The 16827-nt window shown below is 36.4% G+C and carries 13 protein-coding genes; 2 read left to right on the top strand and 11 right to left on the bottom strand.

Annotated elements, in window-relative coordinates; genetic code table 11:
- Positions 1–470 precede the first annotated feature (470 nt).
- The 11 genes from C1A06_RS06650 to C1A06_RS06600 form a co-directional block, all read right to left on the bottom strand.
- On the bottom strand, positions 471–3401 hold the full coding sequence (locus C1A06_RS06650) for a fimbrial protein (protein ID WP_159461388.1): 2931 nt from the start codon (positions 3399–3401) through the stop codon (positions 471–473).
- Positions 3402–3421: 20 nt separating this feature from the next.
- Entirely contained in the window at positions 3422–4888 is a 1467-nt protein-coding gene (locus C1A06_RS06645) for a hypothetical protein (RefSeq protein WP_145996356.1), read from the bottom strand.
- Between the two features lie 10 nt (positions 4889–4898).
- The gene (locus C1A06_RS06640) at positions 4899–5864 is read right to left on the bottom strand and encodes a FimB/Mfa2 family fimbrial subunit (protein WP_101689464.1); all 966 of its coding nucleotides are present in this window, start codon (positions 5862–5864) and stop codon (positions 4899–4901) included.
- An 84-nt stretch (positions 5865–5948) separates the two neighbouring features.
- Positions 5949–7577, bottom strand: coding sequence for an Mfa1 family fimbria major subunit (locus C1A06_RS06635; protein WP_185116824.1), 1629 nt, complete (start codon positions 7575–7577; stop codon positions 5949–5951).
- A gap of 67 nt (positions 7578–7644) precedes the next feature.
- Positions 7645–9081 (bottom strand): tetratricopeptide repeat protein, encoded by a 1437-nt coding sequence (locus C1A06_RS06630; protein WP_101689463.1) that lies wholly within the window; start codon positions 9079–9081, stop codon positions 7645–7647.
- An 8-nt stretch (positions 9082–9089) separates the two neighbouring features.
- Complete coding sequence (locus C1A06_RS06625) at positions 9090–9704, bottom strand: DUF3575 domain-containing protein (RefSeq protein WP_101689462.1); 615 nt, start codon at positions 9702–9704, stop codon at positions 9090–9092.
- A 432-nt stretch (positions 9705–10136) separates the two neighbouring features.
- Positions 10137–11750 (bottom strand): MFS transporter, encoded by a 1614-nt coding sequence (locus C1A06_RS06620; protein WP_101689461.1) that lies wholly within the window; start codon positions 11748–11750, stop codon positions 10137–10139.
- 14 nt (positions 11751–11764) lie between these two features.
- A complete protein-coding gene (locus C1A06_RS06615) occupies positions 11765–12865 on the bottom strand; it encodes an HlyD family secretion protein (protein ID WP_370738363.1) in 1101 nt (366 codons plus the stop codon).
- Positions 12865–14169: a TolC family protein gene (locus C1A06_RS06610; protein ID WP_245872017.1), complete on the bottom strand. Its 1305-nt coding sequence runs from the start codon at positions 14167–14169 to the stop codon at positions 12865–12867. The genes C1A06_RS06615 and C1A06_RS06610 overlap by 1 nt, the downstream gene beginning before the upstream one ends.
- Positions 14170–14595 carry a MarR family winged helix-turn-helix transcriptional regulator gene (locus C1A06_RS06605; RefSeq protein ID WP_159461387.1) on the bottom strand — a complete coding sequence of 142 codons (426 nt, stop codon included), beginning with the start codon at positions 14593–14595 and terminating at the stop codon, positions 14170–14172.
- Between the two features lie 261 nt (positions 14596–14856).
- The gene (locus C1A06_RS06600) at positions 14857–15531 is read right to left on the bottom strand and encodes a helix-turn-helix domain-containing protein (protein ID WP_101689458.1); all 675 of its coding nucleotides are present in this window, start codon (positions 15529–15531) and stop codon (positions 14857–14859) included.
- A 154-nt stretch (positions 15532–15685) separates the two neighbouring features.
- Here C1A06_RS06600 and C1A06_RS06595 point away from each other — a divergent pair, with 154 nt between their 5' ends.
- Both C1A06_RS06595 and C1A06_RS06590 read left to right on the top strand, forming a co-directional pair.
- Positions 15686–16078, top strand: coding sequence for a YbjN domain-containing protein (locus C1A06_RS06595; protein WP_221405679.1), 393 nt, complete (start codon positions 15686–15688; stop codon positions 16076–16078).
- Between the two features lie 4 nt (positions 16079–16082).
- Entirely contained in the window at positions 16083–16784 is a 702-nt protein-coding gene (locus C1A06_RS06590) for a PspA/IM30 family protein (protein WP_101689456.1), read from the top strand.
- Positions 16785–16827 lie beyond the last annotated feature (43 nt).

Here is a 16827-nt window from a genome sequence, read left to right as displayed (position 1 = left end):
TGTTGATACAAAAATAATTCAAATCTTTAGATATACAGCTTATTAAGCAGATTATTTCTGTTTATTATAACTTTATTTTTAGCTTTCCTACTATTAATGTAGATTTCGGATTTTCTTTGTCAATTGCAAATAAATTTTGATAATGCATTTAGTCTAAAAATTTATTTGCATTAGCCTTTTTAACAATTTTATTGTTTAAATTGCATAATATTGATTTTGAGTATTTATTTTACATAAAATAAAATGAATGCGCGAATTATCACAACTCACGCATTCTAGAACACAAACTTTACAAAACTACAATAGGGCGTTTTACACCTCTACTGTTCCTTATATCATTTTTACCTTCTTGATATTCTTTTTTAATTTTCTTACTATTCATACCTTTTTAGTGATATGAATTCGGCTGGTCAAGCAACAGATGACTTATATCGTAGCGTCCCGTAAATAGGGACGCTACAAGTTTTTTATTATTGTTTTTGAATTGTCTTCACTGCCCGATAGTGATCCATTGATGTAGTTTCACTTCCCCCTCTGCGATTTACATCGCCAAAATGGAAGCTAACACGGTGAGGTATGACAGAACCATTATCCTTGCCTGTAAATTGGCCACCATCAGTTGTAGATGTCCAATACCAATGTAGATAGGCATCATGATTGGTAGCCGGATAACGATACATTTTATATAGAAGCTTATTAGGCTTATCTGTTGAGCCTCCTGCTGTAGGATCATAATAACCATCTGCCTCGTCTTTATAGAAAGGCTCCATACCAGCATTAACCAACAACTTGTGATATACATAAATCATAAGCAACTCGCGCTGTGTCGGCAAACGATTCTCTCCTGTTGTAGCTTTTGCATAAGCATTTGCTAATGTATATTCTTTTTCAATATACTTAGTAGGCGTTTCCCAACTTTTACCTTTGGCAATATAAATAGTTGTTTGATCTGTTTCAGTCACTTTTGGTTGCACCTCTATTTTGCGTGCAATCGGATTACCAACTTCTTGATTGAAATAATCTTCACTCAAATAACCGGCAGGGTCCATCGTTACTTGTTTGTTCGAAACAGGAGATATTGTTACTTTACTTCGTATATCTACTGGAATATTATCGTGAGGCAAGCGACGAACACAGCGGACATAAACAGGTCCATATTCAAATCTTGTAGATTCTCCATTCATAAAATCTATATGCCAACTGCGATCAAGTTTATATAAATAAAGATATCTAAATTGAGTAAGTGTTGTTATATCTGTGTTAGCTTGACCATTGCCCCATAATCCAGTACTATAATAATAGTCATGATGGGCTTGAGTATATCCTGCAGCACGCGATCTAACATATATGTGACCGTCAATTGGTGGATTTACAGGGTCTGTTATTGAGTTTACCCTCTGGCTATTGCTATTGTTAGTCAACCATAGTCCTATCAGCTGTCTATTGGAAGGCGAATGCCATAATTCTTGACCATCAGATGGACCTAAATCTGAGCAGGTGACACCTAGTTGTCTTCTATAAATACGATTACTGACAAGATAACTATCATATTCATCACCATCATCAACCTCAAGCTCTTTTCCTTCATCGACTAAAGGCACATTAAAATCTCCGCCAAAGTATCCACTCAAGTCAGCATTAGCTTGTGCCAGAATTAACTTATACCTTACGGTTCTATCAAAATATGAATAATAGGCATCAGCGAAACGAAAACCTTCATTTTTGGCATTGGCTGATTTTACACCCATAGCAGATCCATCTAAATGTTCTCTGAAGCGTAAAGAAACAATTCCTCCAGAAGTACTAGTACTGTGAATGGTTTGATTTTCAGAGTTTCCATAATCTGCGAGTTTACAATTCCCTTCAAGTTCAGCTAACATAACCCAATCAATAGGTTTCTCGAAAAAGTTACCATCTGCCATACGGTGTTTTTTGATGGTAGCTACCGAAATTTCGGAAAGTGCTCCTAAAGATCTATATCCAAAGGTGCAGTCTAAGTATCCAAATCTTAATATTGTGATTTCTTTCACCAATCTGCCATAACGAATACTCACAGTAGCATAGCCATATGTCTCATTTTCAGGCTCCACCGTTTGATCTGATTCATAGAAAACACTTGTGATTTTACCTGTCAATAGATATTCTTTCATCCCGGATATAGGATTGCCATCTTCATCGTATTTATCTACCACTATAATTTTTAAATCATTTATATCAATACCATCAGTACTAATTATTTCAATATCCTTTTCGTCCCATCCACTGGTTTTCTCGTTTGTGATAGTAGTAAAAACATAAGAATGGTCCTGCGGTTCTCCTTCAAATCCATCAGACATATATTGTGATTTTCCGCGTATCATTACGACACTATTGGATACACCCAGATAGTGTCCCGATTCGTCGACAAGAAGCTCGTAAGCTGAACTCTCGACAATGGATACTTCTATAATGTCAGAATTTACCGGCGCAGCTATAGCTTCTTCTTCTGTAGCAAAACCATAATTAACAATATTTACATTAAGCAAATAATTCGTATTTCGCTTGAAGTCTTTATACTCCATTTCTTCACTCGAATTGCGACTTCCAAAGTCTACTCTATAAAAGCTTTTCACCCCATTATATGTACCTTCTATCAATACATAGGTACGTGTATCCAGAGGAGTTTTCTGGTCTTTACCAGTATTCTTCCTTTCGGGAGTATAAGTAACTTTCTTCTTGTTATACTCTGTTTCATTATATCTACTGGTAGTAGATGTTGGTCCTGTATAGTCATTCAATCCTTGAGCAAACAGATATCCTTGTTTTTCGATCTGTTGTATTTTGTTCCCTAAATAATTAAAATTGCCATCACCACTAATGTTCAATGTTAATTTAGCCATTGCACGTACTAGCTTTATACGTTCCGATTTCCCAATATGATTATTGAGCTTGATATCGAAATTAGGAATATCGGCCGTCATAGGAAAAGTTTGGCTAGTCGAATTATCAACATTATATATGTGAGATGTGCGGATTTCGCTCCAAGTCTTACCTTTAAGGCTTTTCGGTAAATCATAGTTTGCAACGAGACGAATATGCACATTATTTCTACCTGACAAACTAACAGTACCATCATATTCATTCGTCATCGTAACATTTTCTATCTGAAGCAACTTGGCCTCATCAGTTGCATCTTCAAAGACCAATACCATCAAGCTATTAACCGCTGCTTCTGTAGGTAAATCATTTTCGTGAGCTGCTTTAGTTTCAAGTTTTGCAATTTCGGCTTCGGGAGTGGTGGTAAATACGCGAATGTTTGCTTTACCTTTATATTCAGTATCATCAATCAGGCTGTCATCAACACATCCCGATGAAAAACAAATAAGGAATATAGAAATAATATATAAGAAATATCTTTTCATCTTATCTAACTTAACGGTTCTCATTTTAATTCCGGTCTCTCTATTGCTTTTACCATGATGGTTACATACAGTACGATCTTGCCATTTTTGCCATAAATAAGCTTCAGAGGTTTATTATCGCCCGCTTTGAAACTATTTTTAGGTATTGTCACCTCTAAATATTCTGATTGGTCGTCAACGTTCGCACCTGCAATCCCATCTGCTTCAAACCCCATGTATACAAGATTAGAACTATAATAAATATTCTCTACATGATTTCCTGCAAGATTTGTTCCCAAATAGACTGTTTTAGTATCAAGATTCAAAAAGTCAACAGGAGGTAATTCTAATACACCAATTTTCACAGTTTCCCATCCTTCTACTGCTGTGTACACTTCCAATTCATAAGAAAGTTCTTTACCGACCAATCTTGTACCTAAACGATAGATCGTATTGCGACGGATATCGTAGTTTTTCTTAGTTTTGGCAGCATCTTCGTACTGGAAAAGAGGGATGTCATACTCGTAGTCGTTACCATTAGCTGCTACTACGATTCTTACTTTTGTAGCCTTGTCTTCAGTTATACCTTTTCGTTCGGCAATGTATCCTGTGAATATGTTTTGCTTCGTGAATAGTGCGCCAGCTGTATGCGTAACAGCACTTACATAATCGCTGTAATCCTCTGTGACTGCTGCATTATTTTCTTTAAAAAGGTTATATCTCTGATTGCCGTTGAACAGCGTAGCACTTTTTATCTGATATGGTTTTGCCGTTTCTATAACATTAGCGCCATCATCAGTATTTCGTATCGAAACTTCTACTTTTGCAATTGTACGCTCCAATTCGATTATCGGATCGTTTATTATCTGAGGATTCTCTGCCGTAGCATTCGAATTCGGTTTTACCAATATAGCAGCTTGTCCAATCATAGGTATCCCCGATTTATTAACTACTTTTTCGTCTAGATCATCAACCTTTACAATTGGATTCAAAAAATTGCCGGCAGTACTTAGTAGTGACGAATAGCTAGTAACAGCTCCCAGATTCCATGAAGCTTCTTCATTCGTTATAAGAACAAACAGATAGCTGCCACTCATAATTTCCATATCAAGATTAAGCTTCATCTTACCGACACTCGGATCATAATCAAATGCAAATTCTTTTTCGCCTGCCCCCAATGTCTCTCCAGGCAAACGATATAGAATATTTTTAGCAATAGTACCACTCTGAGGATTGACTGCTACTAGACGAGCTGTGCTTACTTTATTTTCTGCATCATTACCAGGTTCTTTTCCTTCACTATAATCAGTATTTCCATCCTCAGTTTCTCCAGCTGCTTTAGTGAGACTTCTGGTCGAAGACATACTTCCACCCAAGTCCAGAGTTGTCTGAATACGAACTACCGTAGCCACCTTTGGATCTGTGCCATTGGCTTCTCCATCTTCACTACAAGCCATCAAGAGAATCCCGACAACGAGGGAATATATGTATAATGCAGTTCTTTTCATATTTATATTATTATTCTAATCCAAGTATTACTGTTCTATTGATAACATTCCAGTCATTTACATTGACTTCTAATCTTATATGAGTTTCATCTCCTTCTGGATCATCAATAAATTTGATTATAACGATGAAATCATGATCACACTCTAAGCTGTATGGAGGCTTCATACCCGTATCACCTGTGTATAGAATCAAATCATCAATTAGGTTGACTTCATAAACTACTTTTCCGGTAGTTATATTTTTAATTGTAAGATGCGTATTGCGATTTTCAGCTAATTTCATTACTGAGAAGTTAGCAAGCAAATTACCTTGATCGCGATATACATCTGTTATATAATCGAAGCGAGAGTCTGGAGCAAAATTGGCATCGAAGTCGTACACACCATTATCGTCCGTGATAGTCACGCTATAATCTGCAGTTTCGGATAAACCTTGTATATTGAATGTAATTCGGTTTGTGAGTTCTTGCATATTGAATTTTACTAGATCGAAGAAAGAACCCTCATCTGTACGATCTATTACAGTTAACGGCTCAGAAACCCCATAATATAGAGGCTCAGCATTAGCCGGAAATTGATCAGACTGACGTTTCAAAGAAACAAGCATCTGGTCTTTTGTTGTTTTATTTTTTTCGAATGAACTAAAATCATACGAATCAAGATCTGTTCCACCCCATGCCACAAAAGTGAAAGTACCAAGTTGGTTGAAGAATGTCTTCAATAAATATTCGGGAGCTAGTACAGCACTTTTATCTTCGTAGACCTCAACTAAAATATTTTTGCTATCGAATGCAAAAACACGAACTTGCTTTATTTCGGCAGGATATGACGGACCAGTTTGGCATGGTGTCTGTGCGTAGAACGTAAAATTCACTCCCTGTTCACAATCGCTCAGATCGTCATATATTAAGTCATTGCATCCTGTAAACAGAATCAATAGCCCTAAAATCTGTATAATGTAAAATATTTTTCGCATTTGGTCTAATGTGCTTTAACTGTGGAAAATTTCAGAAACAATCAAACGGGAATTACTCCCGTTTGATTGAGTAATATAGATTAATTAGTGTAAGTCAACATCTTCACGAATAACCAAATTCCATTCTAGAACTTCAGCTACTACTCTCATGTAAGTTTCTTGAGGTTCGATGTGTGGATCTGTTGGATCTTCTGGATCTGGATGATTAGGATCTTCCGGATCTGGTTTTGGAAGGTTTGGATCTTCTGGATCAGACTCGTCCCAAGGGAAACCTAATTTCGCGAATTTAGAGATAGTCAACAAGTATGTATTGTTACGACGCACATCAGCATTTACAACACTTTCTGCATTTGCATCAGCAGTTTGGCGATTCCATAGTGTACGATAACCACATTTTCCATCTGTATATTTGTATGCAGATTGGTTAGGAGCATATTCACTAGATATTGCAGCATCTAAACTTGCATATAGAATACCATCTTTTTCTCCTTTATAGAAAGTTGTTCCTGTAGCTATATTTTCTTTTTTCGTCAATTGCCATACCAGATATCCTTCTTTTCTACCTTCATCTGCAGGATCTGTAGAAACTTCGTAACCACCTTCTGCATTAGGCTTGTAAAATTTACCAGTACCAGTTTCTTCTACTAATCTAGCTGGAACATCCTTATTCGCTTCTAATAAGCTTGTTGGAGTGAAAACTGCATAAACTTTTGCATATGCAAAACGATAATAACCTTCCGATTTCATTTTATCACCATCAAGGTTACCCGAGTTCTCTAGGAAATAGAAAGCATTAGTGCTTTCTGCATCAACTGCTGCTCCTGCAGCATTAACAGCTTTAGCTGTAGACAACTCTGCAGGGATACCAGGAGTTCCCAAACGCACTAAACCTGCAGCATCAGCAGCAACTGCATCTTTGATTGGACCAAGTGCATCAATTGCCGAAGTAAATCCTAGATATTTATTAGGATCAGCAGTTTGCATTGTTCTTTCACCTGCGTTATCACGATATAGGTAAGTTTTCTTAGCGCCATTTACAGCAGCAAATGTTACATCCGAAATTTTACCAGCTATCACTGACTGGTCTTTTTCGTCTTTGATATCATAGTCTACGTTATCAGCAAGACGTACAATTCCTTTTGCTACGACTCTTTCGACTTCTACTCCGTCGAATACGTTATCAGCTTCAGTAGTTCCATTTGTAGCAGTTTCTTTAGAAATATTTGGCTTAACATTAACAGCAATTGCTTTTGATGTCATAGTCAGACTTTCTGTAGCAGTCAACGCTGTTGACCAACCTTCATACAGATGAGATTTAGTATTTGTGGCTGTACCAGCAGCTATACCATTTTGGTTAAAAAGTAGAGCTAAGAATTGTGAACCTGAAGTAGTTTTCCAAGCAGATGTTGTGTACTTGTCGTTTACAGTCCAGAATTGGCCATCAGCATTCAATGGATCAGCTGGAGCTGCAGCATATGTAAAGTTTTGATCTGCTTTAGACGAAAGGACTAACAATGCATTCAATTTTTGTTCTGCAGCAGTACCTGGATTGTCATTCTGAGAAGCTGCTCTCAAGCCTTTACCTAATGTAACCTCAACGCTGGTATACGTATTCCCTGCTTGGGTACCGCCACCATTGTCGATAGACTCATTACTATCGCTACAAGCAACTAAGCCTAATGCGATAACACTTGATAAGAAAAGTTTTTTCATACTCATGTTGTTTTAAAAAGTTTACTATTGTCTAAAAATTATGTTAATGTACTATATGATAGTTCTATTAGTTTTCTCGTGCTTTTTCTAATTCTGCTATATTATTATTAGCATTTTCAACACCTGCTTTCGCAGCTTTCTGCATCAGTTCATATGCCTTAGCAAAGTCTCCTTTTTTAGCATATGCTACAGCCAGATTATTCCAGGCTTCAGGCACATCTACGCCCGATAGCTTTTCTATAGCTTTATCAATCGATCCATTCTCTAATTCTGCGGTTGCAGCATTCAGATTTGCTGTCTGATCATCTGGATAAAGTCTTGAAGCGATGTCAAATACTTCTTTAAATTCTTTGCTATCCTTAGGATAACTATTTGCTAACAAATACATTTCATTCAAGCTCAAGTATTGAGGTCGTGTCTTTATTATCTCTTTAGCCTCTTCTATATCAAATGGTTTAACTACGAAATGTACAACCATTTCATTACGACGAAGATCAGGATAGTAATCTGCTAATAATTCTTTATACACAGTACCGCCTTCCAAAGCCTTTAGTCTGCGTTTTCTATCGGCAACAGAACTTGAATTATCTAAAATATCCAGTACTTGTTTTTTGTGTGTAAGACCGGATGCCTCAACTACTTTTCTCAACCCATTCCAGTCTTCTCCTTTCCAATCTAAGGAGAATAGGTTTCCATCGAAATTGTACAGTTTGCGTAAGTGATTGGCAAATGATTTCGCGCGATTTTCTGACAGTTTCATATTGCTAGCTTCATTACCTTCAGGCGAAGCATATCCTGTCATCGAAATTTTACTGATCGTAAGATCTTTATCATTCTTAACTTCATTAATCACTTCTTGTACTTCATTCAGTATTATAGCATTATTCCCTAACGATGGTACTATTTCATATCTAGCTACAATAAAGTTCAATTTAGCAGAATACTCACGCGAACGCTCTTTTACAGCCTCTGCTTCAGGGACTACATAAGCCAAAGAATAATTAGGATAGTAAGGGACTAATGTAGGTATTTCCACAATATGCTCATTTGTACCCAAATCGCAGCTCGCACAACCAGTAGACTGCTCAACTAATACCAAGCGAGACTTGTTCATCCAACTTTCGAATGGTACTGCGATACGTAGGAATGCTGAATTCAGGTTCTCTTTATTTCTAACTACTGTTACATTTTCTGTTTTTTGACCAGTCAACATATCAGAGCGGCTAAGTACTTTAGCTCGATTGCGTCCAACATAAATTTGGTCGTCAAACGTATATGAGTCTCCTGTTTTTGTCGATTCCAAGCGAGGAGTCAAGACCATCATTGCTTCTGAAGGAAATTTAGATGAAAGGAAATCCAATTTTGCTTCTGTTGTAAACATAGAATCAATCAAAGCAATGTTTACATCCTTCAGTTCTAGCTTTTTTTCAGGAGTTTCAGACTGTCCTTTTAGCGAAAGAACAGCAATAAAAAACACTAACGTTATATTTAGAAGTCTCATCATTTATATTTTTAGCGTATAACATATATTAACGAAATAGCAATTCTGTCTGGTCCCCAATAGTTCCGGACATCATCTTTTATTTTCTCTCCACAATGTCCACATTTGAATTTATCATAATGTATACGCGCATATCCAACACCCATTCCAAGTTCAAGATTCCAGCGATTATTCAAGATCCATTGATATCCTAATCCTAGACCACCACCATAGAAATAGCCTTCATAACGACGATGCTCCAGAGTTGGGAACATATTAAAAGGGAGTTTAAGTCCTCCAACATTAAACTGACCTCCATGAAGATGAATTCCCCAATAGAAACCATTAAAAGCTTCACAAGTCCAAAAACGCAATTCAGGCTGTGCAGCAATATGCTTTAGCTTTTTACCTTCCGAAAAAGTCCAAGGATTGAAATTAAAAGGAAGAGTTAGTGTCTTCTTTTTGTCCAGACGAATTTCTGCACCCAAATTTATAGTTGAGGTAGCATCGTACAACAAGTTTGTTTTCAATGCAAAATTAGGTTGTTTCAATTCGGGAGTACCAAATACACTATCTTGGGCATTGGCTGTATGCGCCAACATCGAAAACAGAAAAACAATAAACAAATTATGTATTATTCGCTTCATACTTTTCAAAAGTTATTAGTATCGTTGTTATGGATATCGTAGTTTTTTTTGTGTATTGTTATTAATGTATTAATGTAAAATTACTTGACTTTATATTTGTCGATATTAGACATTGACAGATAAAATTCTATCTATATTTTATAAAGTTTGTATTTACCTAATATTATGTTGTTTGTATGTTCGTGTAAAAAACGAATGTGTTAATTAAGATTATCGTTTACTTACGAAAGCAAAAATATTGACTCTTTTTTTGCTGGTGTTTTTTTTGCGCAAAATCAATGTTTCCTTTTTGCAAAAAGCAAAATAAACACTGAGTACCAACACCTTACAAGCTACAATAAACAGGATTCAAGAAGGCTGTCTACCTGAAGCAAATCTAAATTATTCATTAATACACTACTTGATTAAATGAATATTGATATATATAAAGAATCAAGTAGTCATATCACTATCCGTACTTATCCAACGGACAGCATTGAAGTGGAAGAAGTATAATACGATAAAAATAAGTAATGCAATACCACCTATTAGGAGCCAGCCTAAAATCATTTTTACACTGACAAGCGTAGCTTGCGATTGAACAGTTTGATAAATAGTATTAGAAGCTATGCGATTTGCATCCTCTATACTCCAACCTTGAGCCAGAGCTGTATGCAAAGATGAATTAAATCTCGAAACTGCTACTTCGTTCTGAAAATCAACATTCTGAATTAGATTGGTTATATTACTTTGCTGAGATCTATACAGCCAATTGGTCAATATAGAGCTACCAACGGCAGGAGCTAGAACCGAACGCGTACTAATCATAAAAAAAGCATTACTCAACATTTCTTTTCTTTCCAGACCTTGTATACCATATATGGCCAAAGCAACAAATAAAAGCAACATTCCTGCTCCACGCAGAAACATAGGTAAATATAAATCTTCATACCTACCCATCGGATCGACTTTGAAATACAAAATTCCGATAGCTATCGTAAAACACAAGAATCCCAAGAGAATATACCATGCCATACGCACAGCTTTCACATAAAAATAATATGCTAATAGTCCCCCAAACACAATCCCTGGAATCATCCACAAATACAACTCATTGGCTAAAGCTGATGTCAGATGCAATATATTCTGAACATAAGCAGACACAAGAAGACTGAATGAAACGTAAAACATCATCACAAATGATGTAATATACACAGTCACAGCATTCCGATGCTTAAGCACACTCAGATCCAAAGCAGGAGGCTTACCCGTATCTATCAATTGTCGTCGAATAAAAAGCCACCCGGTAATCGGAATAAGAAATGTAGCTCCTATTATATATTTCGAATTAAACCAATCTTCTACCTTGCCATATGTAGTAACATAAAGTATACTAGTTACACAAATAGAAACGAGAAATAAGCTCAGCCAATCTAGTTCTTTATAAGGAATACGTATCAAACGCCTTGCGTATGCCATACAAACCACAACAGCAAGCATAGCGAATAACAGCAATACAATCATAAAATAATACATATGCTGCCATTGATACTGATAAGCAAGTTCGGCTGTAATAACGAGAGACAATTGCCCAACACACAAAACGATTGGATAGAAAACTGCATAAAACTGATTTCGTGTACCACTTGGTGCTAGATAAGGCATCAGCATACCGATGACCTCTATCATTGACAAGCCTTTGAAACAGCCAATCCAAAAACTGCAAATAATGATGATTTCCATCATTGATGTGCGGGCACAGATATAGCTGAGCACTACTTGCGCAAACAAAGCTAAAAGAATAATAGTTTTAGCAGTTGCAATAGGTTTGATCTTAGGAATCGCAATATGAGAGATAGCCATTCCAGCCGAGGAAATATAATATGCCATATTGATATCTTCGGACAAAACGCCCAACGAGCCTGCAATATCAACATTACTACCCACATATGCCCCATTAACCAATAGCACGGGTATTAGAATTATAAACGCAACTGTCAATTGAAGCCAGACAGGTACCCAGCTTCTAAAGTTATTTTTTATCGTTAGCGGATTATAATTCTTCATATTCTTGCTTTATCCTATTTTGTAGCTTCTACTACAACCATCATACCGGCACGCAACAGTTCCATATCTTCTTTCGTTGCATCTACAAATTCGATACGTACCGGAATACGTTGTTGTATTTTCACGAAGTTTCCGGCCGAGTTATCCGTTGGTAACATCGAATATTTAGCCCCGGTGGCTTCCGAAATAGCTGATACCTGCCCTTCGAATACTTTGCCTTTTATGGCATCAATCTTCAGATGAACTGATTGCCCAATATATATATTGGAGATTTGTGTTTCTTTAAAGTTTGCAACTACCCATTTATTCTCATTTTTTATCAGATTGGTTATTGTCTGCCCTGCTTGTACATATTGTCCTGCTTCTAATGTACGACGACCGACATAACCATTGTAAGGAGCTATTATTACCGTATACGACAAGTTTAACTTTGCCATGTCCAAATCAGCCTCACGGCGCATAATATTTGCCTGAGCATTTTTTTGGCGCTGACTAGTTTCCTGTGATGTAGATTTCAATGACTCTTTCTGGTTGACCAATGCTTCGTAGTGAGCTTTCTGAGCCTCATAATCAGCTTTCACCTGATCGTATTGCTGCTGTGATACGGATTCTGAATCCAATAAATTCTTATAACGCTTCAAATCTTGCTCGGCACGCCATAATCTGGCTTTAGCTTCTTCAATATTAGCCTTCGATACAGCAACATTGGCTGCTGTTGTATTTATACTCGCACCTAAAACTGACAATGAATTCTCGGCATCCAGCAATGCAGCCTCGGCATCCTTCTCTTTGATTCGAAATTCTCTATCATCCAAGATCAATAGCGTATCTCCGGCATTTACAAACTGGTGTTCAGTAAAACGAATTTCTTTAATATATCCCGAAACACGAACATTGATTGGGGTAATATATTGTTCAACAGTGGCATCATTTGTTATCTCGTAACGATAATAGCGATAGAATAAATTCCCTACCCATATAATAGCTATCACTGCAAGAATGATAGTTATCACATTAAGAATTATGTTTCGCATACGCTTCTTTCTCAATTTGTGATATGATTCTTTCACAAACTGCTTTTCTTTCATATTTTCTGTTCTATTCTTATCTTCCATTATAATCGTCCGCTGACCTTTTGTAATTGATAATATGTATAAATAGCATTTGTCTGAGCATTTATCATCTGCAACTCAGTATCTAATAATACCGCATTTGCATCTAGCAAATCGGTTAGAATAGCCAATTGATTGAAGTACTTATTGTTGACAATCCTATAATTTTCTTTCGCTTGAATCAGAGATTCCTCGTTTGCTTCAATTCGGTCCAGAGCTTCTTTATGTTTTACGTAAGCACTTCGCACCGATGTACGAATTGTCTGTTTCTGTTCTTCGCGAACCAACTCTTGCATGTAAACTTGCCGTTTCGACATTCCAACATTGTGTTTCTTATCGAACCAGGCCGAAATATTATAAGACAGATTGAGTGATATGCCCCACGAATTGACATAAAAGTCTTGAGCTGGAGATGAGTTTGGTATAGGACGAGCAAAAGCATTCCCTAGCTGTAATGACAGCTTTGGATAAAGGCTTGCTTTGGCTAGTTTCACATCAGTCTGAGCTTTTTGAACATTGACTTCTGCAATCTGCAAATCGGGATAATTTCCATAAGCATTCAAGACATAATCAGACTCTGTTTCGACCTCAAGTTGTTGAAGTAAAAAAGCCTCATCGGGTCGATAAATTGTTTCTTCATCCATACCCATTACTATAGCCAACTGCTGCGATATCAGTTTAATATTATTTACTACAGTTTTGTAGGCCAATTCATAATTTGTAATTAACAATTTAGTACGCAATACATCATTATTAGTCAGCATACCCTGACTTTTCATTTGCTCAATATCATGCAGACGAACTTTTGCTTGCTCGATATTTTCCTTATAAACCTCAAGTTGCTTATAACTATTGAATAAATCGAGATATTGACCTACTAAAAAAAGCTTTAATTCCGACTTATCCCTTAGCAGAGAAAGATCTGCTATTTTTTGCTCCAATTTCTCTTTCTCAATATTTCCTTTAATTTGACCTCCTGTGTAAAGGGGTTGCGATACATTTATCTGATAATTTTGCTTCCAATCCGGATTATCGACTCTTTGCATAAACGACAGATCGGTATTTAATACTACTGGTGTTCCTGCATATCCAAAAGAGCCACTGAATCCAACATCTGGCAATTGTTTATTTTTAGCCAACGCTGTTCTATCTGTAGCTATCTGAGTTCTCATCTCGGCACTACGAATACGTACACTATGCTCCATGCTCTTAGCAAAAAGTTCATCTATCGACAAACGATAACCTTGCTCTTGTGCATGCAGTGCAATAAACATTGACAAAACAATTCCTATTATTACTCTCTTCACTTAACCTTCTTTTATCGATTTATTAAACTCTTCTAAATAAGCTATACACTTAGCCATGTGATCACGATTCACATCTTGTTCTATCTTACTATACACTTCTTCAACTAATCCATGTATATGCTCGTATAGCTTTTCACCTTCGTGCGTAAATGCAACTAATTTATTACGCTTATCGTGTACATCTTCTTCACGACAGACCAAACCTCGTTTCTCCAAATTCTTAATCAAATACGACAAACTCGATTTATCTTTATAAGTCTTATACGCCAACTCCTGCTGATTCACTTTTCCTTCGGTAGCCAAACAACGCATTACATGCAACATCTCGAATGTTACATCAATATTATGTTCTCGTATTTTTCGATGGATAGCTTGCCGGTAAGAAGATTGGGTCTGAAGTATAGCCTGAACAAAATCTTTGACCATATTCTTTATTTTTCTGCAAAAGTAATAATAATAGTTGAACATTCAACTATAATAGCAAAAAATATATGTATACAGATTAAATTATGAAATAAGAGTTAAAATTTATACCCGAAAGTAATATGCAGCAAACCAAATCAGTGATACAGATCCAGCTTTAACAGCAGAACGTTAACTACTGATACTAAGTCCATAAAGAGAATATCCAAGAATCAATAAGCCTCCAATAAGCCAAAATATTTCTTAATAAAACGAAGTAGCATATTACAGATCTTGTTTATAAGTAGCCTTTAAAAACCAGTACTGTGTTGCAGAATTAAAATCGAAAGGATATTTCACCATTTCATTAAGAGACAAATAGATTTTAGCATCTGTTTCTCTGAAAACTCCAAATTTCAAAGCCTCACGATTGATCATCATTCCAAATTTACCATCTATGCGATGATAATTCTCTTCAACCACATTTTCTAAAATCACGACATCACCACTACGAAGATCTAAACCTGCCGGCAAAGATTCGGGATTATCAATCTCTATTGCTAAAAGTTTTAGTCGCGAATTGGATGGGACAGTAATACTTGGCAGACTGGACAGAAAATCATTATCTTCATATTTCTGAACCAAGTCTCCAATATATATAGCAGGTACAAAAGGTATATTTACCATCTGCTGACCAACTTTTAGTCTTTCAGTATCGAAAACCAAACGGGTATTATAATGTAAAAGCTCATTAACCGACAAATCTTTTTCAACAAAATCGGTTAACGGAATGCCAAAATAATTAGCAATCTTAATAAGCACTTCAATCTTTGGCTCTGCTCGTAATTCCTCATACGAAGATATGTTTCCACGCGTTAGCTGAAATAAATCGGCAAAAGCTTGCTGACTAAGCCCTTTGACGTTTCTAATCTTTTTTATATTTTTTCCTATCACAGACATAAAATATTGCTAAAAATATTTGCAGATTTAAAATATTATTTCTACATTGCTAAAAATATTAGCAAACATACTTTTAAAATTTCACAAATCCAAACGATAAACTCAATTTAATAAAACAGAAAACTGATTTTCTAACCTGAATAAAAACACACAAATGATGTACTTCAGAAAAATAGAATCATACATTTCGAAACTAGGGTACCAGGTTTCGTATCAGAATGAAAAGCAAGGCATTTTCTGCATCGAAAACGAAGAAGATGGCATCAAGAACCTCATTATCGGGATCGCTCCGCCGATCGTAATCATAGAACAATTCATTTTTGAGCTACGAAATGATGACAATGAAGTTCTGAAATCGCTTCTGAAGAAGAACAGAGACATGATACACGGTGCATTTGTACTAGACGAAGAAGGGAAGAAAGTGATCTTCCGCTACACAATGCAAATCGAAAATCTGGACATTAACGAATTTGAAGGCGCACTAAACTCTCTAAGCTTATTACTAAGCGAATATTACGAACAAATTATCGAATTCTCTAAAAAATAACACTATGAATATTTTTAAAAGATTAATCAGAATCGGACAAGCCGAAATGCATTCGGCAGTAGATAGAATGGAAGATCCAATCCGCATGACAGAACAAGGCATACGCGAAATGCGCGAAGATCTGGACAAGGCATTAGAAGCATTGGCACAAATCAAAGCTGCTGCAATCCGTACAAAAAACGAAAAAAACAAGAAAGAAGCCGCAGCCAAAGATTATGAAACCAAGGCTATACAGTTAATGACTAAAGCTCAGAAGGAAGAGATCACACTAGAGCAGGCCGAAAAACTTGCAAAAGAAGCTATTACTCTGAGAGAGAACCTATTGAACGAAGCTAACACTCTAGCTACAGAACAACTTACACACGAAAATTCAGCTGATGAAATTCACAAGAATGTAGAAATTCTTCGTTTCAACATCACTAAATGGGAAAATGAGCTAAGAACGCTGAAATCTCGCGTCAAAGTAAGCAAAGCTACTAAAGAAGTCAACAAACAACTAGCTCAAATAGACAGCAATAGTACAATCAGTATGCTTGAACGCATGAAAGAGAAAGTTGAAGAAGAAGAGGCTTTAGCAAAAGCTTATGGGCAAATTGCCAATGAGACAAAGAACGTGGACGACGAGATCAATAAAGTGCTTGGAACCGATACAGCTAACGTTAATAGTGAACTCGACGAAATCAAACGTAAACTGGGTATGATCTGACATTTTAGGGCTTAAACCTATGCTATTTCAATTATTTTGACTT

The sequence above is a fragment of the Dysgonomonas massiliensis genome, assembly GCF_900240225.1.
Classification (GTDB): domain Bacteria; phylum Bacteroidota; class Bacteroidia; order Bacteroidales; family Dysgonomonadaceae; genus Dysgonomonas; species Dysgonomonas massiliensis.
This window is presented reverse-complemented; position numbering and strand designations above follow the sequence as displayed.